General features: G+C 63.0%; 27 protein-coding genes. 22 read left to right on the plus strand and 5 right to left on the minus strand.

The features are described from left to right. The first annotated feature begins 104 nt into the window (after positions 1-104). A complete protein-coding gene (locus tag PQR08_RS03285; protein WP_408161047.1) occupies positions 105-599 on the plus strand; it encodes a universal stress protein in 495 nt (164 codons plus the stop codon). Here PQR08_RS03285 and PQR08_RS03290 read toward each other — a convergent pair whose 3' ends face one another. After that, positions 600-1,295: a GntR family transcriptional regulator gene (locus PQR08_RS03290; protein ID WP_250485429.1), complete on the minus strand. Its 696-nt coding sequence runs from the start codon at positions 1,293-1,295 to the stop codon at positions 600-602. A gap of 206 nt (positions 1,296-1,501) precedes the next feature. Beyond that, on the minus strand, positions 1,502-2,302 hold the full coding sequence (locus tag PQR08_RS03295) for a glutaredoxin domain-containing protein (RefSeq protein WP_250485428.1): 801 nt from the start codon (positions 2,300-2,302) through the stop codon (positions 1,502-1,504). A gap of 123 nt (positions 2,303-2,425) precedes the next feature. On the opposite strand from PQR08_RS03295, the gene PQR08_RS03300 reads away from it, so the two are divergent. The 21 genes from PQR08_RS03300 to PQR08_RS03400 all read left to right on the plus strand — a co-directional run bounded on the left by PQR08_RS03300 (position 2,426) and on the right by PQR08_RS03400 (position 23,064). Then, positions 2,426-3,301, plus strand: coding sequence for a LysR family transcriptional regulator (locus tag PQR08_RS03300; protein ID WP_250485427.1), 876 nt, complete (start codon positions 2,426-2,428; stop codon positions 3,299-3,301). Positions 3,302-3,350: 49 nt separating this feature from the next. Continuing rightward, positions 3,351-4,055: a GntR family transcriptional regulator gene (locus PQR08_RS03305; protein WP_250485426.1), complete on the plus strand. Its 705-nt coding sequence runs from the start codon at positions 3,351-3,353 to the stop codon at positions 4,053-4,055. Between the two features lie 240 nt (positions 4,056-4,295). Next, a complete protein-coding gene (locus PQR08_RS03310; protein WP_051626963.1) occupies positions 4,296-5,246 on the plus strand; it encodes an ABC transporter substrate-binding protein in 951 nt (316 codons plus the stop codon). A gap of 7 nt (positions 5,247-5,253) precedes the next feature. Further along, a complete protein-coding gene (locus PQR08_RS03315; RefSeq protein ID WP_250485425.1) occupies positions 5,254-6,114 on the plus strand; it encodes an ABC transporter ATP-binding protein in 861 nt (286 codons plus the stop codon). After that, entirely contained in the window at positions 6,111-6,869 is a 759-nt protein-coding gene (locus PQR08_RS03320) for an ABC transporter permease (RefSeq protein WP_250485424.1), read from the plus strand. Before PQR08_RS03315 ends, PQR08_RS03320 begins: the two co-directional genes overlap by 4 nt. Further along, positions 6,866-7,642 (plus strand): ABC transporter permease, encoded by a 777-nt coding sequence (locus PQR08_RS03325; protein WP_238288875.1) that lies wholly within the window; start codon positions 6,866-6,868, stop codon positions 7,640-7,642. Before PQR08_RS03320 ends, PQR08_RS03325 begins: the two co-directional genes overlap by 4 nt. A 3-nt stretch (positions 7,643-7,645) precedes the next feature. Then, the gene (gene leuC, locus PQR08_RS03330) at positions 7,646-9,052 is read left to right on the plus strand and encodes a 3-isopropylmalate dehydratase large subunit (RefSeq protein WP_250485423.1); all 1,407 of its coding nucleotides are present in this window, start codon (positions 7,646-7,648) and stop codon (positions 9,050-9,052) included. Continuing rightward, positions 9,049-9,666 carry a 3-isopropylmalate dehydratase small subunit gene (gene leuD, locus PQR08_RS03335; protein ID WP_250485422.1) on the plus strand — a complete coding sequence of 206 codons (618 nt, stop codon included), beginning with the start codon at positions 9,049-9,051 and terminating at the stop codon, positions 9,664-9,666. The genes leuC and leuD overlap by 4 nt, the downstream gene beginning before the upstream one ends. Before the next feature lie 16 nt (positions 9,667-9,682). Further along, on the plus strand, positions 9,683-10,555 hold the full coding sequence (locus tag PQR08_RS03340; RefSeq protein WP_250485421.1) for an isocitrate lyase/PEP mutase family protein: 873 nt from the start codon (positions 9,683-9,685) through the stop codon (positions 10,553-10,555). Between the two features lie 197 nt (positions 10,556-10,752). Continuing rightward, positions 10,753-11,907: an efflux RND transporter periplasmic adaptor subunit gene (locus PQR08_RS03345; RefSeq protein ID WP_250485420.1), complete on the plus strand. Its 1,155-nt coding sequence runs from the start codon at positions 10,753-10,755 to the stop codon at positions 11,905-11,907. 1 nt (position 11,908) lies between these two features. Beyond that, entirely contained in the window at positions 11,909-12,601 is a 693-nt protein-coding gene (locus PQR08_RS03350; protein ID WP_187604137.1) for an ABC transporter ATP-binding protein, read from the plus strand. Positions 12,602-12,607: 6 nt separating this feature from the next. Continuing rightward, positions 12,608-13,762, plus strand: coding sequence for an ABC transporter permease (locus PQR08_RS03355; RefSeq protein WP_250485419.1), 1,155 nt, complete (start codon positions 12,608-12,610; stop codon positions 13,760-13,762). Between the two features lie 9 nt (positions 13,763-13,771). Further along, a complete protein-coding gene (locus PQR08_RS03360) occupies positions 13,772-14,938 on the plus strand; it encodes an ABC transporter permease (protein ID WP_250485418.1) in 1,167 nt (388 codons plus the stop codon). Positions 14,939-15,046: 108 nt separating this feature from the next. Then, positions 15,047-15,439, plus strand: coding sequence for a tautomerase family protein (locus PQR08_RS03365; protein ID WP_250485417.1), 393 nt, complete (start codon positions 15,047-15,049; stop codon positions 15,437-15,439). Between the two features lie 29 nt (positions 15,440-15,468). Further along, positions 15,469-15,840 carry a GFA family protein gene (locus PQR08_RS03370; protein WP_238211297.1) on the plus strand — a complete coding sequence of 124 codons (372 nt, stop codon included), beginning with the start codon at positions 15,469-15,471 and terminating at the stop codon, positions 15,838-15,840. A 144-nt stretch (positions 15,841-15,984) separates the two neighbouring features. Then, complete coding sequence (locus PQR08_RS03375) at positions 15,985-17,454, plus strand: alkaline phosphatase family protein (protein WP_250485416.1); 1,470 nt, start codon at positions 15,985-15,987, stop codon at positions 17,452-17,454. A 254-nt stretch (positions 17,455-17,708) separates the two neighbouring features. After that, positions 17,709-18,794, plus strand: a complete 1,086-nt coding sequence (locus PQR08_RS03380; protein WP_250485415.1) for a linear amide C-N hydrolase — start codon at positions 17,709-17,711, stop codon at positions 18,792-18,794. A gap of 99 nt (positions 18,795-18,893) precedes the next feature. Beyond that, positions 18,894-19,589 (plus strand): DUF3348 domain-containing protein, encoded by a 696-nt coding sequence (locus PQR08_RS03385; protein WP_250485414.1) that lies wholly within the window; start codon positions 18,894-18,896, stop codon positions 19,587-19,589. 10 nt (positions 19,590-19,599) lie between these two features. Next, a complete protein-coding gene (locus PQR08_RS03390) occupies positions 19,600-21,846 on the plus strand; it encodes a DUF802 domain-containing protein (protein ID WP_250485413.1) in 2,247 nt (748 codons plus the stop codon). After that, on the plus strand, positions 21,843-22,490 hold the full coding sequence (locus PQR08_RS03395; RefSeq protein WP_187604146.1) for an OmpA family protein: 648 nt from the start codon (positions 21,843-21,845) through the stop codon (positions 22,488-22,490). The genes PQR08_RS03390 and PQR08_RS03395 overlap by 4 nt, the downstream gene beginning before the upstream one ends. Then, a complete protein-coding gene (locus PQR08_RS03400) occupies positions 22,483-23,064 on the plus strand; it encodes a DUF2894 domain-containing protein (RefSeq protein ID WP_250485412.1) in 582 nt (193 codons plus the stop codon). Before PQR08_RS03395 ends, PQR08_RS03400 begins: the two co-directional genes overlap by 8 nt. A 53-nt stretch (positions 23,065-23,117) precedes the next feature. Here PQR08_RS03400 and PQR08_RS03405 read toward each other — a convergent pair whose 3' ends face one another. Genes PQR08_RS03405 through PQR08_RS03415 form a run of 3 tightly spaced genes read right to left on the minus strand, consistent with a single transcriptional unit; the run spans position 23,118 to position 26,301 of the window. Beyond that, on the minus strand, positions 23,118-24,101 hold the full coding sequence (locus PQR08_RS03405) for a transketolase family protein (protein WP_250485411.1): 984 nt from the start codon (positions 24,099-24,101) through the stop codon (positions 23,118-23,120). After that, positions 24,098-24,940, minus strand: a complete 843-nt coding sequence (locus tag PQR08_RS03410; protein ID WP_187604149.1) for a transketolase — start codon at positions 24,938-24,940, stop codon at positions 24,098-24,100. Before PQR08_RS03410 ends, PQR08_RS03405 begins: the two co-directional genes overlap by 4 nt. Positions 24,941-24,966: 26 nt before the next feature. Continuing rightward, a complete protein-coding gene (locus tag PQR08_RS03415; RefSeq protein ID WP_250485410.1) occupies positions 24,967-26,301 on the minus strand; it encodes an MFS transporter in 1,335 nt (444 codons plus the stop codon). Between the last annotated feature and the right edge of the window lie 17 nt (positions 26,302-26,318).

Consider the following 26,318-nt stretch of genomic DNA (forward strand, 5'->3'; position numbering starts at 1 on the left):
AAGCGCGCGCTCAGTTTGCGCTAATTGTCGGCGCCGATCATGACGTCATGAATAAACGACGGCCGCCCGCAAACGGCGCTGTCCAATGATCGGAGGGTTGCGCCATGAACCAGCATATTCTCGTCGCCGTGGGACCGAACTTCAGCGAAGCCGCCTTGTCTGCCGCCATTGCACGCTCGCGTGAAAACAACGCGCGTCTGACCGTGCTGCATGTGATCGAATCGGTTCCGTCGTGGGCGGGCTGGCAGATGGAATGTCTTTGCGACATGCCCGCGCTCGTCAATCAGCTCGCGCTCGTGATTCGCCGCAATAGCGAAAAGATGCTTGCGCGCGCGGGCATCGAAGCGGACTGGCAAACGCGCACGCTGCCCGAAGACGGCCGCAGTATCGGGCGCGTGATCGCCGATGAAGCCGAGCGCCTCGATGCGGACCTCATCGTGCTCGGCGCAAGAAAGCCCGGCCTCTTGAAGTGGGGCGTGAACCACGTGCGCAACGTGGTGTGCCGCCATACGAATCGAGAGGTGTTGATCGCAACTACAGGCGTCGCGCGGAAGGCGCCGGTGATCGCGTTGCGCGATACGGCCTTGCACGCTTCGTGATCAGACGTCGAGAATCCTGAAGCGTTGCAGCGCTTCGATTTGCATCTGAAGATTGCGCGCGCGATTCTCGCGGCATAGCGCTTGCGCCGCCGACACATCGCCCTGCCGCAGCGCTTCAATGATCGCGTGCAGATCGCGCGCTTGCGATTCGTCGGGATCGATCAGCCGCAGCGTCAGTTCGCGCACGCGGCGCACCTGATCCGAGCATTCGCCGACGATCTGCGTGAGTCGCGGGTTATCGCTCATGTCGACGAGCCGCGCGTAGAACGCTTCACGCGCCGCCGACCATGCTTCGCGATCGTTCTTCGCGAAGCCGCGCTCCATTTCCGTGCACGCTTTCTCCAACGGTTTCAGTTCTCGCGCGCCCGGTTTGCGCGCGGCGACGGTCGAAGCCGCTGTCGCTTCGAGACTCGTCTGCACCTGAAAGACCTCTTCGATATCCGTCATCGACACATTGCGCACGCGCACGCCGTGGCGCGGAATGATCTGCACGAGATGTTCGTTCTGTAGACGAATGAGCGCTTCACGCACCGGCGTACGGCTCACGCCGAACAACTGTACGAGTTCCTGTTCGAGCATCTGCGTGCCGGGGCGCAGTTCGTTGCTGAGGATCTTTTCGCGCAGTGCCTGATAAACCGTGTCGGTCGATTTCTCGCGCGTTCTGGTAATCGCTTCGGCGGTCGGGGCTGGAGCCATGATGGGCATTCCGAAAACGTTGCCGTCGATGCACGGACGATATATCCGCCGGGCCAGACGCAGGCGGATGGAATGCCTTCATTATATGAAAAGAAATTCGGCGTATTGCTCAACGTATACGTTAGCGCACGTTAAAAAGAAGCCGCCCCGATGAAGGGCGGCTCGAACGGACTTGCGCGCCTGCCGTGCGACCGACAGAGGATCGATCACTTGTCCCAGACTTCTTCCGGCAGCGGCAAGCCCCCGAGGTCGTCCGCCGTCAAGGGGCGATCGATCGTCGCGCCGTCGCTCTCCAGCATCAGCATGACTTGCCGTGTGTGTTGCGCGCTATGCCATGCGGTGCGTTCGAGCACTTCGTGCATCGAGCGGCGGCCGTAGTAGGTCGGCACGTCATACGAGAGCGTGCGGTCGGATTCATGCTCCCACCAGTCGAGAAGCTTCTCCCGCACGCTTTCGCCCCAGCGCGCGATATCTTCCGCCTGCCATTCATCTGGCGGCTGATCGTCGAAGCCTTCGAAGCGCAATTCGATCTGATGCGCGGCCTGAACGCCCATTTCAGCTACGCGAAACACGTGGAACGTCAGACCAGCGGGCGTGCGATTGCGATTGCGAAAAGGCTTGCGAAAGTAATCGGCGCCAAATTGACGCGTGTAGCGCGCATTGGATTCGAGCACATGCGCGAGTTTGGCGACGAGCTCGGCGGGCGGCAAGGGCGGCGTCGGCGTGGTCTTGAGATCGAGGAAGCGGATCACATCGTTGATCGACTGGCATAGCGTGTATTTCGATCCCAACGCGACCACAGGCACGCTGCGCGCGCCGAGCGCCGCGAGCGCGGCGCGGCCCTCGGGATCGTTGTGCACGTCGATCGATTCGAACTCTATGCCCTGGCGTGCAAGGAATTCCTTCGTGCGCAGGCACGACGAACATCCCGGTTGCCAGAACACGCGGATTCGGGTTGCGGCGGCGGCTTCCTGCATGACGGTTCCCCTCGCGAGTGCCTGATTCAAGGCATTTTCCGCGCGCCGGGTTATGTGGCAAAGCTATGCTTCGTCATGCCGTCATCGCCGTCTGCGATGGCACGCGTTCTTTAAGTACACTGCGGACGTGTCTTACGAGAGAAGCCGCCTTCCATGCCGCCGATCGATCCGCTTTCGCTGAGACTGTTCCTCGCCGTCGTCGATGCAGGCACGATCGCCGCAGCCGCTCATGGCGAACATATCGCGGCCGCGGCGGTGAGCAGGCGCATCAGCGAGATCGAGGCCATGTTCGGCGTGCCGCTATTGCGCCGCACGAATAAGGGCGTCGAGCCGACCGAAGCGGGCGACCGGCTAGCGGCGCTTGCGCATCGTGCATTGCATCAATTCGACGATATCGCCATTCAGATGCGCGACTTCGCGAGCGGCACGAGCGGCATCGTGCGCATTGCCGCGAACATATCGTCGATCGTTCAGTTTCTGCCACGCGACATTCAATCGTTCGCGGCGCGCCATCCGAACGTGCGCATCCTGCTCGATGAAAAGCCGAGCGCGCAAGTGGTGCGCGCCGTCGCGGACAATGCGGCGGATATCGGCGTGTTCACGTCCGTCCCTCACGGTCATGCGATTCACGCGATTCCGTATCGCACCGACAACCTCGTGCTCGCGACACCGCCGGGACATGCATTGGCGCAGGCACGCTCGATTGCGTTCACCGATTCGCTCGATGAAGAGTTCGTCGCATTGCCGGCCGATACCGCGATCAGTCAGTGCCTCACGCGTGCGGCGAACGAACTCGGACGCCCGGTGCGCGTGCGCATTCAGGTGTCGAGCTATGACGCGCAATGTCTGATGATCGAAGCGGGATTGGGTCTCGGCGTGATGCCCGAAGCAGTGGCGAAGCAACACGCGCTCGCCGTCGTCGCATTGACCGATGCATGGGCCGCGCGCGAATTGCTCATCGGCGTGCGTTCGCTCGATGCGTTGCCCGAGGCATGCCGCAAGCTCGTCGCGCATCTCACCAGCGTTTGACGCGGTGTTACCATCGGCGCAAGACGGAGATTGATCGGGGAGCTCAGGCATGGCCGCTTCATTGAACGACAAATCCATCGAGAGCGCGAGACCCGCGAGACGCAACACGACCGAGCTTGCTTATCGCGAACTGCGCCGGCGAATCATCGAAAGCGAACTGACGCCCGGTTCGTATCTGCTGGAACAGGAACTGGGGCTGATGCTCGGCTTCAGCCGCACGCCGATTCGCGAGGCGGCGCTGCGTCTGCAAGGCGAAGGCCTCGTGCAGATCGTGCCGCGTCACGGCATCCGCATCGTGCCGACGTCCATCTCCGATATCAAACACATCTATCAGGTGCTGATCAGCCTGGAATCGACGGCGGCGGCGCTCGTCGCGTCGAGAAAGGGCATAGAGCTCGCGCCGCTCGTTCACTCATGCGAGGCCATGACCGCCGCACTCGAACGCGGCGACATGCTTGCGTGGGCGGCGGCGGACGAGGTCTTTCACGAGACGCTCATCGCATTGAGCGGCAATGCGCGGCTTCACGGCATCGTTATGAATTGCCGCGATCAGGTGCATCGCGTGCGCCGCTTCACGCAGATGGTAAAGGCGCATCCGCAGCCGTCGAAGTCGATACAGGAGCATTACGACATCATCGACGCGATGCGTTGCGGCGATGCAGCGAAAGCGAGCGAGCTGTATCGCGCTCATCGCGAGCGCGGCTGGCGCGACCAGACCAACGTGCTGCAGCAATACGGCATCCAGCAAGCCTGAAACAAGAGTTGCGCCCGATGCGACGAGGGTATGTACGCCCTCGGCGAGTCTGGACTTTCGCGCGTTTAATGCATACATTAACTTGCACGGTTATTCAGCAAGCAGCACGTCCAGAGCAGGTCCGTAAAACCACAGTGCGGCCGCATGCGCCGAGCACGCTGCGAGACCGCCGATCATGGATGGAGACCCTACATGTTTGCGCTTGGAAAAATCGGGAGCTTCGCGCGCGGTGCCTGTCTCATGTCTTTCGCCGCCGCCTGCGTTTGCGGCGCCAGCGTGCGCGCCGCGCCGCTCACCGTCACGCATTGGGGCGACGGCATGTACGGCGTGCCCTTCGCGGTCGCGATGGAGAAGGGCTTCTTCAAGGAAGAAGGCGTGGACGTGACGGGCTTCATCACGTCGGAAGGCGGCGGCACCACGGTGCGCAACGCGATGGCGTCCGAGATTCCTTATGGCGAAGTCGCATTGCCCGCGGCCATCTCCGCGGTGAAGCAGGGTGTCGATCTGACCATCGTGCATGGCGGCGTGCAAAGCCTCGCCGATCTCGTCTGGGTCGAAAAGAAGGACGGCACGATCACCGGTATCCAGCAGATGAAAGGCAAGACGATCGGCTATAGCAGTCCGAAGTCGACGACCGATACCATCGTCACGATCGCGCTCGATCGCGCAGGATTGACGGGGCAAGTGCAGCGCAAGCCCGTCGGCAGTTCGAGCGGCATGCTCACGTCATTGCAGCAGGGCGCGGTCGATGTCGCTTACATGACGGAGCCTTCGTATAGCGCGAAGAAGGATCAGTTGCGCATCGCGTTTCGTTCGACCGATATCGTGCCCAATGAAACACAGACGGTCGGCATCGTGCGAACCGATTATCTGAAGACGCATCCCGAAGTGATCAAGGGGATCATCAAGGCGCGCCGCAAGGCTGTGCAATACATGGCCGCGCATCGCGACGAGTCCGCGCAGATTCTGGCGAAGCAGTACAAGATGGACCCGGCAGTGGCGGCTTCCGCGCTGAACAACGTGCTGGAGTCCGATCCGAAGTACTGGAGCGAAGGCAGCTTCGATCGCAAGGGCATGGACGAAGTGCTGAAGGGGTTGATACTCGTGAAGGCGATTCCGGAAGGCCCGTTCGACTGGTCGAAGATCGTCGACGAATCGCTGCTTCCCGCCGATCTGCAAACGAAGAAGTGAGGCCGCGATGAGCGTGTTGTCACGTCGCACGAAGATATCGGTCGTATCGCGCGATCCCGCCGCGCAGGACACGGAGCGCGTGCAGGCGCGACTCACCGATGTCACGCGCATTTATCCCGGCATCGCGGGCAAGCCGCCGTTTCATGCGCTCGGGCCGGTGAGTCTCGAATTGCGCGCGGGCGAATTCTTTTCGGTCGTGGGCCCTTCCGGATGCGGCAAGTCCACCTTGCTCGACGTGCTCGCGGGTCTGAATCCCGCGAGCGGCGGCACGGTCGAGTTCGAAGGGCAACCGGTGGGACGCGAAGTGCCCGACGGCGTCGCGGTCGTGTTTCAGGAGGACGCGAGCTTTCCGTGGCTCAACGTGTTCGACAATGCCGCGTTCGCCGCGCGCCGCGCGGGCGTGCCGGAGAACGAAGTGCGCGAGCGAGTCGATCACGCGTTGTCGTTCATGGGCCTGAAGTCGTTTGCACGCGCGTATCCGGCACAACTTTCGGGCGGCATGCGTCAGCGTGTCTGCATTGCGCGCGCGATGGTCGTGCGCCCGCGTCTCATGTTGCTCGACGAACCCTTCGGCGCGCTCGATCAGCAAACGCGTCTCCTGATGGGCGATGAAACGCTGAAGCTCTGGCGCGATACCGGCGCGACTGTGATGCTCATCACGCATTCGATCGATGAAGCCGTGCTGCTGTCGGATCGCATCGGCGTGATGTCGGCATGTCCGGGCCGTTTCATCGCGACGATCGAAACGGGCTGGCCGCGTCTGCGCGACAGCAAGATCGCACTCGATGCGCGCTTCGGCGAACTCACGGCGCAAGTGTGGGGCCTGCTTCGCGACGAAGCATTGAAAGCGCTCGGGAGCCAGCCGTGAACGAGGCGGCGCGCTGGCGCATCGGACTCGTCGTCGGGCTGATCGCGCTTTTGGAAATCGCCACGCGTCTTGCGTGGATCAATCCGGTATCGTTCATTCCCCCTTCGCGCATGGCGGTGAGCGCGTGGGACATTCTGACGTCGGGGCAATTCACGGTCGATATCGTGCAGACACTCGGCAGCGCGCTGGCCGCGGTGGCGCTCGCCGTGATAGTCGGATTCGTCGGCGGCGTGCTGCTCTACCGTTTGCCGCGACTGCGCCGTGTGCTCGATCCCTTGCTGCTCTCGTACTATGCGGTGCCCGTGTTCGTGCTGTATCCGATTCTCATCGTGATCTTCGGGCTGAATCGATGGCCGCTCATCGGCATCGGCTTTCTGTTCGCGGTCGTCGCGATGGCCGTGAACACGCTCAACGGCCTCGAACGTGTACCGCGCGTACTGCTGCGCACCGCGCGCGTATGCCGTCTCAGCACGCTCGACGAGATTCGCCTGATCACGCTGCCCGCGAGCCTGCCTTTCGTCTTCACGGGCATCAAGCTGACCGTGGTATATGCGTTCATCGCGGTCGTCGCGGGCGAGTTCGTGTTGTCGGGATCGGGCTTCGGCTATCAGATCGCGTTCGCATACAACGCATTCGACAATCCGACGATGTACGGTCTCATGGTCCTGATGCTGGTCTTCGTCACGACGATCAACGGCTTGCTGCGCCAGGCCGAAAGGCGTCTGTACCGGCGCATCAGAAGGGAGGCGGCATGAGCACCGTCGTCATCACGCACGGCACGAGAACGCGGCACGCGCAGCGCTGGACCGATGCGCTCGTACTGATCGTCGTGCTCGTCGCGCTATGGCAGATCCTGAGCGAAGTGCTCGGGCCCGATGTGCTGACCACGCCCCTGCATACCGTGCAGCGCGCGGTGCATATCGTGAGCGATGCGGATTTCCCGGCGAGTCTTTATGTGACCTCGCTCGCGTTCGCATCGGCGTTCGCGATATCGGCTATCGCGGGCGTATGTCTCGGCTTGCTGCTCGGCGCGCGGCGCATGGCCGGCGACGTGATGGAACCGCTGATGATGGGCTTCTACTCGATCCCCAAGGTCACGCTCTATCCCGTCGTGCTGCTCGCGTGCGGCCTCGGCCTGTGGGCGAAGATCGTCTTCGGCGTGATGCATGGCATCGTGCCGATCACGCTCTTCACGATGAACGCGGTGCGCAACATGCCCCCGATCTACGCGCGCGCGGCCAGAACTTATCGCATGAGCCCGGGCGATTTCGCGCGTCACGTGCTGCTCCCCGCGTGCGTGCCGGAAGTGGTTTCAGGCTTGCGCATTGGCTTTTCGTTGACGCTGCTCGGCACGCTGATCGGCGAGATGTTCGCTTCTCAAAGCGGCATCGGACGCTTGCTGATGATCGCGATGAACCGCAACGAAACCAGCACGATCATGGCGCTCGCGCTGATGCTCTTCGTGTTCGCGACGCTCGTCAACATGCTGTTCCTCGCCTGGCAGCGCCATCTCACGCATAGCGACTGAAACATGAAAACGCTCTTCGACAAGCTGTGGGACAGTCACGCGATCGCGCATCTCGCTGGCGGCATCGATCTTCTGCAAGTGGATCGACATCTGATGCACGAGCTTACGGGCGTCGAAGCGGTTCGCGTGCTCGAGCGGCGCGGTCTGCAAGTGGACAGTCCCGCGCTGACGTTCGCAACGCTGGATCACGTGATCTCGACGATGCCGGGCCGAAGTGCGGGCGACGCCGACTGGAGCACCGAAATGGTGGACGCGATGCGCACGCAAATGACGCATCATGCGATTCCCATCTTCGATATCGGCAACGATGGCCGGCAAGGCATCGTGCATGTGATCGGGCCGGAACTCGGGCTGTCGTTGCCCGGCACGTCGATCGTGTGCGCGGACAGCCACACCTGTACGCACGGCGCGATGGGCGCGCTCGCATTTGGCATCGGCTCGACGGAAGTGGTGCATGTGCTTGCGACGCAAACCATTCGCCAGAAGCGGCCGAAGACGATGCGCGTGCGCTTCGACGGCCGCGTGCGCGAAGGCGTGAGCGCGAAAGACATGATCCTGTATGTGATCGGCAGGATCGGCGCGGCGGGCGGCACCGGGTATGCGGTCGAATATGCGGGCGATGCGATCGAAGAACTGTCGATGGAAGGGCGCCTCACGCTGTGCAACCTGAGCATCGAACTGGGCGCGAAGTTCGGGCTGATCGCGCCCGACGAGACGACCTTCGCGTATCTGCGAGACAAACCATATGCACCGCGCGGCGCGCAATTCGATGCCGCGCTCGCGGACTGGAAAGCGCTCGCGACGGATGAAGGCGCGCACTTCGATCGCGAGGTGATCGTCGATGCTTCCGCGATACGCGTGCAGGTCACATGGGGCACGAGCCCCGAGCATGTGATCGCGCTCGACGACACGATTCCCGATCCTGCGTCGCTCGCGGACGAATCGCGTCGACAGGCCGCGCAGGACGCGATCGACTATATGGGCGTCCGTGCGGGACAGCATCTCGATGAACTCGCTGTGGATCGCGTGTTCATCGGCTCGTGCACGAACAGCCGCATCGAGGATTTGCGCACGGCCGCGCGTATCGTCGATGGTCGTCATGTGGCGGGCAACGTGAAGGCGTGGGTCGTGCCGGGTTCGCTCACGGTCGCACGTCAGGCGCATGAAGAAGGGCTCGACGATATCTTTCGCGCGGCGGGCTTCGAATGGCGCGAGCCGGGCTGTTCGATGTGCGTCGGTGCGAATGGCGATGTCGTCGGGCGTGGCGAGCGTTGCGTATCGACGTCGAATCGCAATTTCATCGGCAGGCAGGGGCCGGGTGCGCGCACGCATCTCGCGAGTCCCGCAGTCGCGGCGGCAAGCGCGATCGCAGGGCATATCGCCGCGCCGCAAACGGGAGCATCGCGATGAAAGCGGTCACGACGATCATCGGTCCGGCCGCGCCGCTCCTGCGCGATAACGTCGATACGGATCTCATCATTCGCATCGAACGCATTTCGCAACTGAAGCGTGGTCAGCTCGGACCTTATCTGCTGGAGACCTTGCGCTATCGCGGCAATGGACCGGAGAGCGGCGAGCGCGAAGACTTCGTGCTGAATCAGCCGGCGTTTCGTCATGCGTGCACGATGCTCGGCGGAAAGAACTTCGGTTGCGGAAGTTCGCGCGAAATGGCCGTATGGGCGCTGGAGGAAGCGGGCATTCGCTGCGTGATCGCGCCATCTTTCGGCGACATCTTCTATAACAACTGCCTGCAGAACGGCTTGCTGGCGGTGCGGCTCGATGCAGAAGTTATCGAGCGAATTGCAATGGCTTCGCGCGATGGAGCGAATGTCGAAGTCGACTTGCGTGCGCTCGAAATACGCGCGCCAGGAATCGATGCGATTCGCTTCGAGTTCGACGAAGCGCCGCGCGCGGCGCTGCTCGAAGGACTGGATGAAATCGACCAGACGCGACGCATGAGCGAACAGATCGCGCAATTTCGCGCCGGCGATCGCAAGGCGCGCGGCTGGGCTTATCTTGCCTGACTTCCGGAGACTCATCTTGACCCGTTCCGCACGCTTTCGCGAGTTGTTCAAGGAAGGTCCATTCGTTTGCATGGGCGCGCACGACGCCATCACCGCGATGCTCGCCGAGCAGGCCGGCGCGAAGTCCATCTATGTATCGGGCTTCGTCGCGTCGGGGGTCGTCGCCGGACAGCCCGATGTCGGCGTGCTGTCGCAGACGGAGATGTTCGAGCATATTCGCCGCATATGCCGCGTGACCTCGGTGCCGATCTTCGCGGATGCCGACACGGGCTACGGCGGCATCCTCGACGTGCAGCGCACGATGCGTCTCTGGGAAGAAGCGGGCGCATCGGTGCTGCATCTGGAAGATCAGGCGCTGCCGAAGAAGTGCGGGCACTATGCGGGCAAACAGCTCGTGTCGAAGGAAGAGATGGTGCTCAAACTGCGTGCGATGATCGAAGCTCGGCGCGATCCGGATTTCTTTATCGTGGCGCGCACGGATGCGATCGCGGTCACGGGCATCGAGGACGCCATCGCGCGACTCGAAGCGTATGCACAAGCGGGCGCCGACGGGCTCTATGCCGACGCGCCCGAAAGCATCGAACATATGCGTGAACTCACGCGCCGTTTGAAGCCGCTCGGCAAGCCGATTCTCTTCAATCAGGCACGAACCGGAAAGAGCCCTTACGTGTCGATGAAAGAGGCCTACGAGATGGGCTTCGATTACACGTTGAGCCCCATCGAGCCGATGCTCGCGATGCACAAGGCGGTGAAGGACATGCTCGACGTGTTCATGCGCGAAGGTTCGACGGATGCCATCGCCGATCGTCTGACGCCGTTCGACGAGTACAACCGCTTCGTCGGGCTCGATAAAGCGGTGGATGTCGAAAAGCGCTTCGGCAGCCAATAAGGACGCGATGTGTCGTCGCGTGAGAGGGTGTCGATAGTCAAGTAAAGACTTCGTAAGCGCAGCAAGCGTCGGCGCTATACTGACCATCCCTCCACTGCATCCCGATCCGCAGGACCGACCATCCGGCGGCGCACGTCCATAAATTGGCTGAACACGACCTAGAAAAACTCAAAATCGACCGGGGACCGTCCGCCGCGATGCCGCGACGCCGGCGCAACTGGCTTCGCTATGTGGTCATCGCGGCGATCCTCGTTGCGCTCATCGCCGTGGCGTTTCGTCTCGCTGGCCCGCAGGCCGTCGAGACCGCCACTGTCACGTCCGTGTATCCGTCGCAGAGCTATACGCTTCTGAACGCTACCGGCTATGTCGTGCCGCAGCGCAAGGCGGCGGTGGCGTCGAAGGGTCAGGGGCGCGTCGAATGGCTCGGCGTGCTGGAGGGCACGCCGGTGAAGGAAGGCCAGATCATCGCGCGGCTCGAAAGCAATGACGTGGCCGCGTCGCTTTTGCAGGCGCAGGCGCAGGTCAAGGTCGCGCGAGCCAACCTGGAGCTTCAGCGCGCCGAGCTGAAGAACGCGGAAGTGGATCTCAGGCGCTACAAGATTCTCGCCCCGCAAGGCGCGATTCCGGCGACGCAGTACGACGCCGCGCTCGCCCGCTTCGACAAGGCCAACGCGTCCATCAACAGCGACGAAGCCGCGATCGCGTCGGCGCAAGCCAACGCGCAGGCCGCGCAAGTGGCCGTCGATCAGACCGTGATCCGCGCGCCCTTCGACGGCGTCGTGCTGGAGAAACACGCGAACGTCGGCGACAACATCACGCCGTTTTCGTCGGCGTCGGACAGCAAGGGCGCGGTCGTCACCATCGCCGACATGAAGACGCTCGAAGTCGAAGCCGATGTCGCCGAGTCGAACATCTCGCGCATCGCCGTCGAACAGCCGTGCGAGATCCAGCTCGACGCGCTGCCCGACGTGCGCTTCGCGGGCCGCGTGTCGCGCATCGTGCCGACGGTCGATCGCTCCAAGGCCACCGTGCTCGTGAAAGTGCGTTTCGTCGATCGCGACGCGCGCGTGCTGCCCGAGATGTCCGCGAAGGTCGCATTCCTGTCGAAGCCCGTGCCGCCCGAAGAGAAGAAGGCGGTCGTCGCGGTACAGCCAACGGCCGTTGTCACGCGCGACGGCAAAAAGGTGGTCTACGCCGTCGAGCACGACACCGCGCGCGAAGTGCCCGTGACGACGGGCGAGCGCATCGGCGATCTGCTGGCCGTGCAGGGCGTGAAGCCCGGCGACGTGCTCGTGCTCGCGCCCGGCGACAAGATCAAGGACGGCGCGAAAGTCACGCTGGCGAAGAAATAGCGTGAGCACGACGCCTCTCGTTCAGATCAGCCACGTCGCCAAGTCGTATCGGCGCGGCGTGCAGACGGTGCCTGTGCTGACCGACATCACGTTATCCATCGCGGAAGGAAATTTCGTCGCGCTGATGGGCCCGTCGGGTTCGGGCAAGAGCACGCTGCTCAATCTGATCGCGGGCATCGACAGGCCCGACAGCGGCGAGCTACTCGTCGGCGGACTCGATATCACGCGCCTGCCCGAAGCCGCGCTCGCCAACTGGCGCGCGGCGAATGTCGGCTTCATCTTCCAGTTCTATAACCTGATGCCGGTGCTGTCCGCATTCGAGAATGTCGAATTGCCGCTGATGCTGACGCGCCTCACGCGCCACGAACGGCGCGAGCGCGTCGCGATGGTGCTCGACATGGTCAACATGGCGGACCGCATGAGCCACTATCCGTCGGAACTGTCGGGCGGGCAGCAGCAACGCGTCGCGATTGCGCGGGCGCTGATCACGGACCCGAAGCTGATCGTCGCCGACGAGCCGACCGGCGACCTCGACCGCAACTCCGCCGCCGATGTCCTCACGATGCTGCAACGCCTGAACGACAAGCTCGGCAAGACCATTATCATGGTGACGCACGATGCGCACGCGGCGGGCGCGGCGAAGGCGCTCGTGCATCTGGAGAAAGGCGAGCTGATCGATGGAACCAGGCCCTGAACCATCATGTTCGTGCTCAAGCTGATCCTGCGCAACGCGCTGCGGCACAAGCTGCGCACCACGCTGACGGTGCTCGGCCTCACGATCGCGGTGCTCGCCTACGGCCTGCTGCATACGGTCGTCGATGCCTGGTATGCGGGCGCGGCGGCGGCGTCGAACGCGCGGCTCGTCACGCGCAATGCGATCTCGCTCGTGTTCCCGTTGCCGCTCGCCTACGAGAACCGCATCCGCGGCGTCGATGGCGTGACGCTCGTCGCGCGCTCGAACTGGTTCGGCGGCGTCTATCGCGATCCGAAGAACTTCTTCGCGCAGTTCGCCGTGTCGGACAATTATCTCGATCTCTATCCCGAGTTCATCGTGCCGGACCAGCAACGCGCCGATTATCAGCGCGATCGCAAGGGCGCGCTCATCGGCCGGCAACTCGCGGATCAATACGGCTTCAAGGTCGGCGACGTCATTCCGCTCAAGGGCACGATCTATCCGGGCACGTGGGACTTCGTCGTGCGCGGCATCATGGAAGGGCGCGATGAATCGACCATCACGCGGCAACTCATCTTTCACTACGACTATCTGAACGAGACGATCCGCAAGACGACCAAACGCACCGTCGATCAGGTCGGCGTGTATGTGGTCGGCATCAAGGACCCGGACGATGCCGCCGTCGTCTCGCGCAACATCGACAACGTCTTCAAGAACTCGCTCGCCGAAACCCTCACCGAAACAGAGCAGGCGTTTCAGCTCGGCTTCGTCGCGATGTCCAATCAGATCATCGCGGCGATACGCGTCGTGTCCTACGTGGTCATCCTCATCATCATGGCCGTGATGGCGAACGCCATGGCGATGAGCGCGCGCGAGCGCACCACCGAATACGCGACGCTGAAGGCGCTCGGCTTCGGCCCCGGCTTTCTCTCGATGCTCGTGTTCGGCGAATCGATGGCGATCTGCACGATCGGCGGCGGCATCGGCATTCTGGCGACGCCGCCGATGGCCGAAGTCTTCAAGCACGCGACGGGCGGCGTGTTCCCGGTCTTCATGGTGTCGCACGAGACCATGCTGTTGCAGGCCGCGTGCGCGTTCGTGGTGGCGATGGCGGCGGCGATCGTGCCGGCGGTGCAGGCGAGCCGCGTGCGCATCGTCGAAGGCCTGCGGGCGATCGGCTGAGGACGCGCGATGGCCATTCCCGTTTCCTACGTCGCACGCAATCTCTGGGCGCGCCGTCTCACGACGATGCTGACCGCGGGCGGCCTCGCGCTCGTCGTGTTCGTGTTCGCGACCGTGCTGATGCTCGACGCGGGCCTCAAGAAGACGCTCGTCTCGACCGGCGAAGCGGACAACGTCGTCGTGATCCGCAAGGGCGCGGAGACGGAGATACAGAGCGCGATCGACCGCAATCAGGCGAACGTGATGGAGATGCATCCTTCGGTCGCGATGAATGGCGAGGGCGCGCCGCTCGCATCGAAGGAAACCGTCGTGCTGATCTCGCTCACCAAGCTCGGCACGAACACGCCCGCGAACGTCGTGATTCGCGGCGTCTCGCCGATGGGCGTGCAACTGCGTCCGCAAGTGCAGCTCACGGCGGGCCGCATGTTCAGGCGCGGGTCGTCGGAGATCGTCGTCGGGAGCAGCATCGCGAAGGGATTCGGCGGCACGCGTATCGGCGATCATCTGCGTTTCGCGCAGCGCGACTGGACTGTCGTAGGTCATTTCGATGCGGGCGGCAGCGGCTTCGATTCGGAAATCTGGGGCGATGTCGATCAGTTGATGCAATCGTTCCGGCGCACAAGCTTTTCGTCGATGGTCGTGCGGCTCGCGCGCAGCGACGCGTTCGAGCGCTTCAGAGCCGATATCGACGTGGACCCGCGTCTCGCCGACGAAGCGAAGCGCGAGCGGATTTTCTACGGCGATCAGTCGAAGGCGCTATCGACGTTCATCAATATTCTCGGCTTCACGCTGTCAATCATCTTTTCCATCGCTGCGATGATCGGCGCGATGATCACGATGTACGCGTCGGTGGCGAATCGCGTCGCGGAGATCGGCACGTTGCGGGCGCTCGGGTTCAAGCGCTTCGATGTGCTCGGCGCGTTTCTGCTCGAAGCGTTGCTGCTCGGGTTCGTCGGCGGTGTCGCGGGACTCTGCTGCGCGGCGCTGATGCAGTTCGCTTCGTTCTCGACGACCAATTTCCAGACCTTCGCGGATTTGTCGTTTCGATTCATCCTTACGCCTTCGGTCATCGCGAAGACGCTCGGGTTCTCGCTCGTGATGGGACTGGTCGGCGGCTTTCTGCCGGCAATGCGGGCTTCGCGGATGAACATCGTCGACGCCTTGCGGGCGCGATGATCCGGTTTCCCCGAACGGTCGGTGCAGAACTATTGAATTTTCAGCATTCATAGTGCGGCGTAGAGTGAATGCATTATTCATCACTTTCGATCCGAAAGGAGAACCCTCATGCCGCTCGTCAGAATCTCGCTCGTGAAAGGCAAGCCGCGCGACCACATCCGCGCGATCTCGAACAGTGTCCACGAAGCGCTCGTCGAAGCGTTCAAGGTGCCCGCCGACGACCGCTTCCAGTTGATTCAGGAACACGACCGCGACGACTTCATCTACGATCCCGGATATCTCGGCGTCGAACGCAGCGACGACCTCGTGTTCATCCACATCACCGCGAGCGACTGGCGCGACACGGCGACCAAGAAGGCGTTCTACAAGGCGCTGGCCACGAAGCTCGCGACATCGCCCGGCTTGCGCCCCGAGGACGTGCTGATCGTGCTCGCGCCGAATCGACGCGAGGACTGGTCGTTCGGACGCGGACTCGCGCAGTACGTGGAGGACGCGGCCTGAACAGAAACCGTAAGGGAGACACACCCACGATGACCCCGACGACCCTCAAAGGCGCGTGCCATTGCGGCGCGGTGACCTTCGAAGTTCAGACGCCGCCCGAGCCGGCCGTGCGCTGCAACTGCAGCTTTTGCCGGCGGCGCGGCGCGGTGATGTCGCCGCCGTTCACCAGGGACAAGCTGCGCATCCTTTCAGGCGAAAGCGAACTCGCGCTCTATCAGTTCAACACGCAAGTCGCCAGGCACTTCTTCTGCAAGCACTGTGGAATTTATACATTCCATCAGACGCGCTCGAATCCCGACCACTGGCGCGTGAACCTCGGCTGCATCGATGGCGTCGATGCGTATTCGCTCGACGCGCCCGTCGCGAACGGCGCGAGCCACTCGGTAGTCGAAAAACCGTAACGGCGCGGCCATGTGAGTGAGGGCGCCGGGAACGCCATGTGCTAAACCCCGGCACCCACAAGCCGTTCGCGTTCGATGTCCCGATGCGCAACCGGGTTTGCAAACGAACGGCGTTCGATAAAAACACTCACATGGTGCGCCGTCATGGCTCAGAAACCCTCGAACCAACCCGACGCGGTACGCCGCCGCCTGCTCGCCGCGCTCGCCGGCACAGCCATGCTGTCCGCGTGCGGCGGCGGTGGCAGCGACGACAACTCCGGCACCATCACGCCGACGAGCCCCATCGGCAACATTCCGCCGGATCGCGCTAACCTGCCGCGTCCCGCGTTGCCCGCGCCGGCGACATCGGGCATCGATCACATCGTGCTCGTGACGATGGAGAACCGCTCCTTCGATCACATGCTCGGCTGGGTGCCGGGCGTCGAAGGCGTGCAGGCGGGCACGCAGTTCACCGATGCATTCGGCGAGGCGCACCCGACATTTTCGCTGTCCGCCAACGCGGCCTTCGGTTTTCAGAGCTGCCAGTTCGCGGACCCCGATCACGAATACGACGCGGGCCGCACGCATCTCGCGAACGGCGCGATGAACGGCTTCCTGCTCACGTCCGACACGAACAAGACGCGCGGCGATCTGCTGCCGATCGGTTACTTCACGGGCAGCGATCTCGACTTCTATCGACAGGCGGTGTCGCAATACACCGTCTGCGACTATTACATGAGCGGCATTCTCGCCGATACGTTTCCGAACCGCGTCTATCTGCATAGCGGCGAGACGGACCGTCTGAGCGACACGCTCGACACGTCGTCGCTATCGACGATCTGGGACCGGCTCGACGCGAAGAACGTGTCGTCGAAGTACTACTTCCACGACGTGCCGTTCACGGCGCTCTACGGAACGCGCTATGTAGGCCGCTCGAAGCTCTTTGCGGACTTCCTTTCCGATGCGGCCGGGGGCAATCTGCCGTCGTTCTGCATGGTCGATCCGAGCTTCGGCGGCGAGGCGAACGGCACTTCGAACGACGATCATCCGCATGCCGATGTGCGCAATGGCCAGGCGCTGCTCGGGCAAATCTACGAAGCGCTGCGCACGAGTCCGAACTGGAGCACGACGCTCATGATCGTCGTCTATGACGAGTGGGGCGGGTTCTTCGAGCACGTCGCGCCGCCGGTCAGGTCGCTGTCGTCGGCGGAACAGAAACTCGGCAACGATGGCCGCCTCGGCTTTCGCGTGCCCTGCATGCTGCTCGGGCCGCGTGTGCGCGCGAACAATGTGGCGCGTTATCCGTTCGATCCGAGCTCGATTCATCAACTGCTCGCGTGGCGCTTCGGGCTCGATCCGCTGGGCGCGCGCGGCAGCGATCCGACCACGTTCAACATGGCGTACGCGCTCGACCTGAGCGACGCGCCGCGCACCGACGCGCCGGCGCTCACGGTGGCGCAAGGGCCGTTCGGCCTCGCTTGTTCGAACACGCCGGCCACCGGAACGGGCATCGGCACCGTCGATAAATCGCAGACGGCGAAAGCAGCGGAGGGCGCATCGCAGACGCCGACGCCGGGCGGCCGCTTCGCCGACTTGCGCACCAAAGCGACGACGCTGGGATTTCCTTCGCAATGAAGCGAAGCGCGATAAGCGTCATCGACACTGATAGCCGCCGAATACGGCGTGATCCGCAACGATCGGAAAATCAATTCTTGAACGAGAAATGGACTGAATTTCTTTAGGTGAATTCAAGCTCGTAGTCAAGCAGGCTCGCGATCAGCCCGTCGCGTCGCGTGCGCCTTTACAAAGCCGCTGGATTCCGATATTCCTGTCACCGCCCAAGAAAGGACGAGACCCGCACTTCGACCAACGACAGAGGGAACACGGCCATGACCCGTCTGACTCGAAAGATCGCGTGCCTCGCCGCGCTGGCATTGCTCTCGACATCGCTCGCGCTTGCGTGCACGCGTGCACTTTATGTCGGCGACAAAGGCCTCGTGATAACGGGCCGCACGATGGACTGGTCCGAGGACATGCGCTCCAACCTCTGGGTGATGCCCGCGGGCATCGAACGCGATGGCAACGCCGGGCCGCGATCGGTCAAATGGAAATCGAAGTACGGCAGCGTGGTGGTGTCGGGCTATGAGATCGGCACGGTGGATGGCATGAACGAACGGGGGCTCGTCGCCAATGCGCTCTATCTCGCGGAAACCGATTACGGCAAGCCGGACCCGAAGCGCGATCCGATGTCGATCAGCCTGTGGGCGCAATATGCGCTCGATAACTTCGCGACCGTCGGGCAGGCGGTGTATGTGCTTTCGCGTGAGCCGTTCCAGATCATCGCGCCGCCGCTGCCCAACGGCAAGCCGCTGACGATTCATCTGTCGCTGTCGGATGCGCGCGGCGATTCGGCCATCTTCGAATACATCAATGGCAAGCTTCTCATCCATCAGGGCAAGAAGTACAAGGTGATGACCAACTCGCCGATCTACGATGAACAGCTTGCCATCGATACTTACTGGAAGAGCGTCGGCGGTCTGGGTTTCCTGCCCGGCACGAACCGCGCGGCGGACCGCTTCGTGCGCGCATCCTTTCTGCTCGATGCGATTCCGAAGCAGGCCGATCCGAACTACATGGCGGGCGTGCCGCAGAAGTCGTATGCGTTTCAGGCGGTGGCGAGCGTGATGAGCGTGATGCGTTCGGTGAGCGTGCCGCTCGGCATCAGCACGCCCGAGCAGCCCAATCTTTCATCGACGATATGGCGCACCGTATCGGACCAGCAGAACCTGATCTATTACTTCGATTCCGCGACGCGGCCCGATACGTTCTGGGTCTCGCTGAAAAAACTCAACCTGAATCCCGGCGCGCCGGTGATGAAGCTGACCATCGACGCGGGCCAGGTTTTCTCGGGCGAAACGGCGGGCAGCTTCGTCGCGACGCAGCCGTTCGCGTTCATGCCCGCGAAGGCGCCCTGACGCGGCGTTCGCAGCCGCGTTGCATCGAATCGACAAGAAACGGGGCAGCGACTTCGCCCGCACAGGTAAAATAGTGTCCTTTTTGCCCCCGGTGATACTGTGCAAGGCTTGAAACGCACGGCATTCAGCGGCCCGGCGCTCGTTCGGCTGCTGGCACATTTTGCCGATCTCGAAGTTCACGAACCCGCTCAATCGCTCGCGGACCGCCTGAGTCAATGGCTCGGCTGGACCGATGCGATCGCGCTGTCCACCGCGCTCGCGACCGATCCGCCCGCCATGTCCGGCGCGCGATCCGCGCCCCGCGACGTGGAGGAAGAGTGCGCGCGCGTGCGGTCCTCGCTCGCCGGCGCGTTCGCACGCGAGGAAACGGCCGCGCGCCGCAGGCATCGCGCGCACGTAAAGCCGTCGCCCGATGATCCGCCGGCCGATTACGCGGATTTTCGCCAGCGCTACGTGTCGCTGCAACAGTCGATGGAATCCAACATCGGCGCGCTGCGCACGCGTTTGAGATCGATGCTCGCGGCGAGATCGCCGGACATGGCGCGCCTCGCCGTCGTCGATGCCGTCATGGAACAGGCTCTGAGCGCGCGCGAACGCAGTCTGCTCGCAAGCGTCCCCACCTTGCTCGGCAAGCATTTCGAGCGCCTGAAAAGCGCGCACGCTGCGGTGGAAACACCGGTGGCCAACGCATGGCTCGACGTGTTTCGCAAGGATCTGCAAAGCGTGCTGCTCGCCGAACTGGATGTTCGTTTTCAACCGATCGAAGGCTTGCTCGCGGCTCTTCGCCCCCGCTAACTGGCTCGCTATGCCCCGAAATCTTTTGAACATCGTTGTCTTCTCGATTGGCCTCGCCGCGGTGCTGGGCATCGGCATCGCGTATATCGCCTCGAATGCGATCGCGTTCGCCGTCACGCTCGTGATCGCCGGATGCTATCTCGCGGGCGCGGCGGAATTGCGCCGCTATCAACAGATCACCGGCTCGCTCGAACAGGCCGTCGCGCAACTGGCGAGCGCGCCGCGCAGCTTCGTCGTGTGGCTCGACAGCCTGCATCCGAGTCTGCGCAATGCGGTGCGCCTGCGCGTCGAGGGTGAGCGCGCGGCGTTGCCCGGTCCGGTGCTCGCGCCGTATCTCGTCGGCCTGCTCGTGCTGCTCGGCATGCTCGGCACGCTGCTCGGCATGGTCGCGACATTGCGCGGCACCGGCACCGCGTTGCAGAGCGCATCCGATCTCACGGCGATCCGCGCCTCGCTTTCCGCGCCGGTGACGGGCCTCGGCTTCGCGTTCGGCACGTCGATCGCGGGTGTCGCGACCTCCGCGATGCTCGGCCTGTTATCCGCGCTATGCCGCCGCGAGCGCCTGCATGTGACGCAGCAACTCGACGTGAAGATCGCGACGACGCTGCGCGCTTTCACGCAGGCGCATCAGCGCGAGGAGACGTTCAAACTGCTGCAGCTTCAGACCGAACTGATGCCGAAGCTCGTCGATCGTCTTCAGTCGATGACCATCGCAATCGAGCAGCAAAGCCTCGCGGCAAGCGAACGCCAGATCGCCGGTCAGGATGCGTTTCATGCGAAAGCGGAGACGTCGTATAGGCGGCTCGCGACATCGGTGGAACTGTCGCTGAAGCAGAGCGTCGCCGACAGCGCGCGTGCCGCGAGCGCCGCATTGCAGCCCGTCATGCAGGCGACGATGGACGGCATCGCGCGCGAAGTCACCGCCTTGCATGGCAGCGTCGAGCACGCGGTCGCGCGTCAACTGGAAGGCTTGTCGAGCGGCTTCGAGGCATCGTCGGCGAAGGTCGCGGAGATCTGGAGCGAGTCGCTCTCGAAGCACGCGCAATCGAGCGCGGCGCTCGTGGGCGAGATGGGCATATCGCTCGATCGCTTCACACAAGCGTTCGATCAGCGCGCGACGCATCTCGTCGAAGGCGTGTCCGCGCACATGGACCGCGTGTCGGGCGGGCTGGAAGCGTCGGTCGCGAAGCACGAGCAATCGAGCGATGCGCTCGTCGCACGCATGGATGCATCGATGGCGCAATTCGCGCAGACCTTCGAAGCGCGTTCTTCCGGGCTGATCGACGATGTTTCCGCGCGCCTCGAAACCGCTACGGGCAACATGTCGCAAACATGGCGCGATGCGCTCGAACAGCACGCGCGCACCAGCGAGCAAAGCGCCGCGCAGAATCAGAACGCATTGACGGCCGCGGCCGCCAGCTTCGAACGACATGCGGCATCGCTCGTGCAATCGGTCGATCGATCGCATGCGGATCTGCGCGTAGAACTCGCACAACATGCGGACGAGCGCCTTGCGACATGGAGCGGTGCCCTCGACACGATCGCCGTCTCGTTGCGCGAGCAATGGCAGCAGACGAGCGCGGTGGCGGCGGATCGTCAGAAGGACATTTGCGACGCGCTCGCGCAAACCGCGCACGACATGTCCGCGCAATCGCAGGCGCACGCAAGCGCGACCATCGCGGAGATCGAGCGTCTTGTTCAGGCGGCGTCGGAAGCACCGAAGGCCGCCGCTGAAGTCGTCGCCGAAATGCGTCAGAAGCTCTCCGATTCGATGGTCCGCGACACCGCGATGCTCGACGAACGCAGCCGTCTGCTTGCCACGGTCGAAACATTGCTCGATGCCGTGAACCACGCATCGAACGAACAACGCGCCGCGATCGACGCATTGGTCGATACATCGGCGACGCTGCTGCAACGCGTGGGCACACAGTTCACCGGCACGGTCGAAACCGAAGCCGGCAAGCTCGGCGCGATGGCCGCGCAAGTGACGGCGAGCGCCGTCGAAATGGCGAGCCTGTCGGACGCATTCGGTGCGGCCGTGCAGTCCTTCGGTGCATCGAACGACAAGCTCGTCGCGCATCTCGAACGGATCGAAACTGCGCTCGACAAATCCCTCGCTCGCAGCGACGAGCAGCTCGCGTATTACGTCGCTCAGGCGAAGGAAGTCATCGATCTCAGCATGATGTCGCAGAAGCAGATCGTCGAGGACTTGCAGCATATCGCGGGTCAGCGCGTGGCCGGAGCGCGGGCGGCATGAACGAGGAAATCGACGGCGGCGCGGAACACGCCGCGCCGATCTGGGCTGCGTTCGCCGACTTGATGTCGGTGCTGCTGGGCGCGTTCGTGCTGATACTCGTCGGCGTGATCGGCGTGCAGTTGCAGCTCGAGAACAAGCTCGACGAAGAGGTGAAGCATCGTCAGGAAGAAACGCAGCGCCGCAAGACGCTGGAACAGGCGCTCGCGGGGCCGCTCGCGTCGGGACGCGTGACGCTCGTGAACGGGCGCATCGGCATCAGCGGCAGCGTGCTCTTCGCGCTCAATTCGGATCAGTTGCAGCCGCAAGGCCGCGATGTGCTGAAGAGCCTCGCCGGGCCCCTTGCCTCCTACTTGCACGCGCATGAGGAGATCCTCATGGTGAGCGGTTTCGCCGACGATCAGCAGGTGCACGAAGGCAACCGGCGCTTCGCGGACAACTGGGAGCTCTCCGCGAAACGCGCGCTGACTGTCACGCGTGCGTTGATCGATGCGGGCGTGCCGTCGTCGTCGGTGTTCGCGGCTGCGTTCGGTTCGGAGCAACCCGTGAGTTCCAACGCCGATGAAATCGGCCGCGCGAAGAATCGTCGCGTGGAGATTTCCGCTGTGCCGCGGTCATCGGATGGCGCGGTGAAGGCGCATGAATAACGTGGCGCCCGCACGCTCGACGCTCGACGCATGGCGCGCGAATGGCGACGATCGTGCGAATCCCGTGCGCTTTCATCTCATCGATGCGCTCGACAAACGCGCGGCTGCTTACGACGGCGAAGCGCGTCGCATGCTCGATGCGCGCGTCGCGCTGTTGCTCGATCTTTATCGAAGCGATATCGAACGTGCCGTGTCGCAGCGCGCCGCGATTCAGAACGACGATGAACGCGGACCGCTTGCCACGCTCGTCGAAGATATCGCGAAGTCGTCTTCGGCTTACACGACATCGCATGCCGAGTTGCTCGAATACTTCCGCGCGGTGTGGTCGAAAGTCAGCGCGGAAAAGCAGTTGCGCGATTCGCTCGCGCAAGTGCCGAGGAATGCGGGACCGCTCAATTCGAGCAGTCTCGTGCATCGTTCGTTGTCGCTCATGCGCGAAGTATCGCCGGGCTATTTCCAGCAATTCCTCGCTTATGCCGATGCACTCTCGTGGATCGAAGCGATGAATGGTCCGGGCGTGGTCGTCGCGAAAGATGCGGCGGGCGCGAAGAAAAGCGGGCGCAAGAAGAAGTGACAGAGGGCCGCGCGATTCATCGAACCGCGCGGCGCGGTTGCATCAAGTGTGTATCAAGCGAGCCAGCCTTTGATAGTGCTCGACATCACATTGGTCGAAATGCCATAGCGATCGTGCAGCGTAGGCAGCGCGCCTGCATCGAGGAACGCATCGGGCAGCGCGATCTGACGATATGCCGGCGTGACGCCGGCGGTCAGCAGAGCAGTCGCGACCGCTTCGCCCAATCCGCCGATCGTCGTGTGGTTTTCGGCCACCACCACGAGACGGCCCGAACGCTTCGCCTCGCGGAGGATCGTCTCGGTATCGAGCGGCTTGATCGTCGGCACATGCAACACCGCCACATCGACGCTATCGGCCTGCAATGCCTTGGCGGTTTCGAGCGCGCGCATCGTCATAATGCCGGACGAGATGACGAGCACATCGCGGCCATCGCGAATGAGCTTCGCCTTGCCCAATTCGAACTGGTAATCGTATTCGTCGAGCACGGCGGGCACGTTGCCGCGCAACAGACGCGCATACACCGGGCCTTTATGTGCGGCGATAGCGGGCACCATCTGCTCGATATCGAGCGCATCGCACGGATCGATCACGGTCATGTTCGGCATCGCGCGCATCAGCGCGAGGTCTTCGGCGGCCTGATGGCTCGGGCCGTAACCGGTCGTCAAACCCGGCAGCGCGGCGACGATCTTCACATCAAGATTGTCTTCCGCGATCGTCTGATGGATGAAGTCATAAGCACGTCGCGTCGCGAACACCGCATAGGTCGTGACGAAGGGCTGCGCGCCTTCATGCGCGAAGCCGGACGCCGCGCCCATCAGCAATTGCTCGGCCATGCCCATCTGGTAATAGCGCTCGGGAAATTCCTTCGCGAGGATATGCAGGTCGGTGTATTTGCCGAGATCGGCCGTCATGCCGATGACGTTCGCCTTCGTGCGCGCCAGTTCGACGAGCGCATGACCGAACGGCGCGGAACGCGTGAGCTGTCCTTCGCTTGCAATCGACGCGATCATCGCGGAAGTTTTCAGACGGGTGCTCATGCTTGTCTCCCTGCTTCGAGTGCTTGAAGCGCCAGTTGCCATTCATGGGCATCGACGCGGATGAAATGGTTTTTCTCGCGCTGTTCGAGGAACGGCACGCCACAGCCCATCTTCGTATCGCACACGATGATGCGCGGCTTCGCGTCCTTCAAGTTGCGCGCGTTGTCGAAGGCCTGCTTCACGGCGTCGATATCGTTGCCGTCGATGCGCTGCACGTACCAGCCGAACGCTTCGAGCTTTTCGACGAGCGGCTCGAACGCCATGATCTGCGTCGAAGGGCCATCGGCTTGCTGATTGTTCACATCGACCATCGCGATGAGGTTGTCGAGCTTCCAGTGCGCGGCGGACATGAGGCCTTCCCAGACCGAACCTTCGTCGAGTTCGCCATCGGAGAAGAGCGTATAGACGAAGGACTTCGAGCCCTTGCGCTTCAGGCCGAGACAACGGCCTACCGCAATCGTGAGTCCTTGCCCGAGCGATCCGCCCGACATCTCCATGCCCGGCGTGTAGCTCGCCATGCCGGACATCGGCAGACGGCTGTCGTCGCTGCCGTAGGTTTCGAGTTCTTCCTGCGGCAGGATGCCCGCTTCGAAAAGCGCGGCGTACAGCGCGATCGCATAGTGGCCGTTCGAGAGCAGGAAGCGGTCGCGCTCTTCCCAGTCGGGGTCTTCGGGGCGATAGTTCATCGCGCCGAAGTAGGCGACGGCCAGCACATCGGCGATATCGAGCGCCTGGCCGATATAGCCCTGGCCCTGCACTTCACCCATCAGCAGGGCATTGCGGCGGATACGGTAGGCACGCTCGGCGAGCGTGACTTCCTCGATGACGGGAGTACTCATGTGTTGTCTCCTTGATTGAACTGGTTTCAGCGATTGACGGTCTTGGCGGGCACGAAGAACACGAGCACTGCGCCCAGCACGATTGCGATCGAAATAAAGATCAGGCCCGCTGTCGATTTGCCGGTGAAGTCGTTGAGCCAGCCGACGATCGCGGGCGAGAAGAAGCCCGCGAGATTGGCGAAGCAGTTGACCGCGGCGATGCCCGCCGCCGCCGACATGCCGCCGAGCACCGCGGTGGGCAGCGACCAGAATTGCGACGACGATGCGAGAATGCCGGCCGCCGCGATGCTCACGCAGACGATCGACGCACCCACGCTGCCGAGCATCGGCAAGGTGGCGAAACCGGCTGCGGACACGAGCATCGGAATGGCGAGATGCAGGCGGCGTTCGCGGCGCTTGTCGGCGCTCGCACCGATCAGCGGCAGCGCGATGATCGCGCAGAGATACGGAATCGCGGTGAGAATGCCGACCCACAGCGGGTCCGCTACACCTGTGCGGCGGATGATCGTCGGCAGCCAGAACGTCAGTCCGTACTGACCCATCACGACGCAGAAGTAGATCGCGGCCATCAACCACAGACGACGATCGCCGATGAACGCGCGGATCGATACATGCTTCACGGTTTGCGCGTTGTCCTTTTCGACATTGCGCTTGAGCAGGGCCTTCTCTTCGTCGGTGAGCCACTTCGCGCCGGCGATGCCGTTGTCGAGATAGAACAGGATCGCGATGCCGAGGAAAAGCGAGGGCAGCGCTTCGAGCATGAAGAGCCACTTCCATCCGGCGAGCCCGTGCATACCCTGGAACGCATGCATGATGTAGCCCGAGAGCGGACCGCCGACCATACCCGCGAGCGGAATCGCCATGAAGAACAGCGAGAGCGCTTTGGCGCGACGTGCGGCGGGAAACCAGTAGGTGAGATAGAGAATCACGCCGGGCGCGAAACCCGCTTCGGCGACGCCGAGCAGAAAGCGCAGGACATAGAAGGTCGTCGGCGACTTGACGAAGACGAAGCTCGCGGAGATCACGGCCCACGTCAGCATGATGCGCGCGAGCCAGTTGCGGGCACCCACTTTATGCAGGATGACGTTACTGGGCACTTCGAACAGAAAGTAGCCGAGAAAGAAGATGCCCGCGCCGATTCCGTAGATGGTTTCGGAAAAGCGCAGATCGTTGAGCATCTGCAGCTTGGCGAAGCCCACGTTCACGCGGTCGAGATACGCGCCGAGATAGCACAGCATCAGAAACGGAATGAGGCGGCGTCCGACCTTGGCATAGGTCTTCGCCTCGAAGCTGCTCGCGCTCGCATCATCGGATGACGCGAATTCAGCCGTTGCCGACGATGCGGCCAGTTTGGATTTCATAGATGTCTCCAGCCATG

The sequence above is a fragment of the Caballeronia jiangsuensis genome, from assembly GCF_046030135.1.
GTDB lineage: Bacteria > Pseudomonadota > Gammaproteobacteria > Burkholderiales > Burkholderiaceae > Caballeronia > Caballeronia jiangsuensis.

What these genes read in the sequence shown, in the direction of transcription:
- PQR08_RS03285 (WP_408161047.1), top strand. Translation starts at nt 105, where the DNA reads ATGAACCAGCATATTCTCGTCGCCGTGGGACCGAACTTCAGCGAAGCC.
- PQR08_RS03415 (WP_250485410.1), bottom strand. Translation starts at nt 26,301, where the DNA reads ATGAAATCCAAACTGGCCGCATCGTCGGCAACGGCTGAATTCGCGTCA.
- PQR08_RS03355 (WP_250485419.1), top strand. Translation starts at nt 12,608, where the DNA reads ATGTTCGTGCTCAAGCTGATCCTGCGCAACGCGCTGCGGCACAAGCTG.
- PQR08_RS03345 (WP_250485420.1), top strand. Translation starts at nt 10,753, where the DNA reads ATGCCGCGACGCCGGCGCAACTGGCTTCGCTATGTGGTCATCGCGGCG.
- PQR08_RS03370 (WP_238211297.1), top strand. Translation starts at nt 15,469, where the DNA reads ATGACCCCGACGACCCTCAAAGGCGCGTGCCATTGCGGCGCGGTGACC.
- PQR08_RS03405 (WP_250485411.1), bottom strand. Translation starts at nt 24,101, where the DNA reads ATGAGCACCCGTCTGAAAACTTCCGCGATGATCGCGTCGATTGCAAGC.
- leuD (WP_250485422.1), top strand. Translation starts at nt 9,049, where the DNA reads ATGAAAGCGGTCACGACGATCATCGGTCCGGCCGCGCCGCTCCTGCGC.
- PQR08_RS03360 (WP_250485418.1), top strand. Translation starts at nt 13,772, where the DNA reads ATGGCCATTCCCGTTTCCTACGTCGCACGCAATCTCTGGGCGCGCCGT.
- PQR08_RS03410 (WP_187604149.1), bottom strand. Translation starts at nt 24,940, where the DNA reads ATGAGTACTCCCGTCATCGAGGAAGTCACGCTCGCCGAGCGTGCCTAC.
- PQR08_RS03325 (WP_238288875.1), top strand. Translation starts at nt 6,866, where the DNA reads ATGAGCACCGTCGTCATCACGCACGGCACGAGAACGCGGCACGCGCAG.
- PQR08_RS03375 (WP_250485416.1), top strand. Translation starts at nt 15,985, where the DNA reads ATGGCTCAGAAACCCTCGAACCAACCCGACGCGGTACGCCGCCGCCTG.
- PQR08_RS03290 (WP_250485429.1), bottom strand. Translation starts at nt 1,295, where the DNA reads ATGGCTCCAGCCCCGACCGCCGAAGCGATTACCAGAACGCGCGAGAAA.
- PQR08_RS03395 (WP_187604146.1), top strand. Translation starts at nt 21,843, where the DNA reads ATGAACGAGGAAATCGACGGCGGCGCGGAACACGCCGCGCCGATCTGG.
- PQR08_RS03300 (WP_250485427.1), top strand. Translation starts at nt 2,426, where the DNA reads ATGCCGCCGATCGATCCGCTTTCGCTGAGACTGTTCCTCGCCGTCGTC.
- PQR08_RS03310 (WP_051626963.1), top strand. Translation starts at nt 4,296, where the DNA reads ATGTCTTTCGCCGCCGCCTGCGTTTGCGGCGCCAGCGTGCGCGCCGCG.
- PQR08_RS03305 (WP_250485426.1), top strand. Translation starts at nt 3,351, where the DNA reads ATGGCCGCTTCATTGAACGACAAATCCATCGAGAGCGCGAGACCCGCG.
- leuC (WP_250485423.1), top strand. Translation starts at nt 7,646, where the DNA reads ATGAAAACGCTCTTCGACAAGCTGTGGGACAGTCACGCGATCGCGCAT.
- PQR08_RS03390 (WP_250485413.1), top strand. Translation starts at nt 19,600, where the DNA reads ATGCCCCGAAATCTTTTGAACATCGTTGTCTTCTCGATTGGCCTCGCC.
- PQR08_RS03380 (WP_250485415.1), top strand. Translation starts at nt 17,709, where the DNA reads ATGACCCGTCTGACTCGAAAGATCGCGTGCCTCGCCGCGCTGGCATTG.
- PQR08_RS03400 (WP_250485412.1), top strand. Translation starts at nt 22,483, where the DNA reads ATGAATAACGTGGCGCCCGCACGCTCGACGCTCGACGCATGGCGCGCG.
- PQR08_RS03365 (WP_250485417.1), top strand. Translation starts at nt 15,047, where the DNA reads ATGCCGCTCGTCAGAATCTCGCTCGTGAAAGGCAAGCCGCGCGACCAC.
- PQR08_RS03315 (WP_250485425.1), top strand. Translation starts at nt 5,254, where the DNA reads ATGAGCGTGTTGTCACGTCGCACGAAGATATCGGTCGTATCGCGCGAT.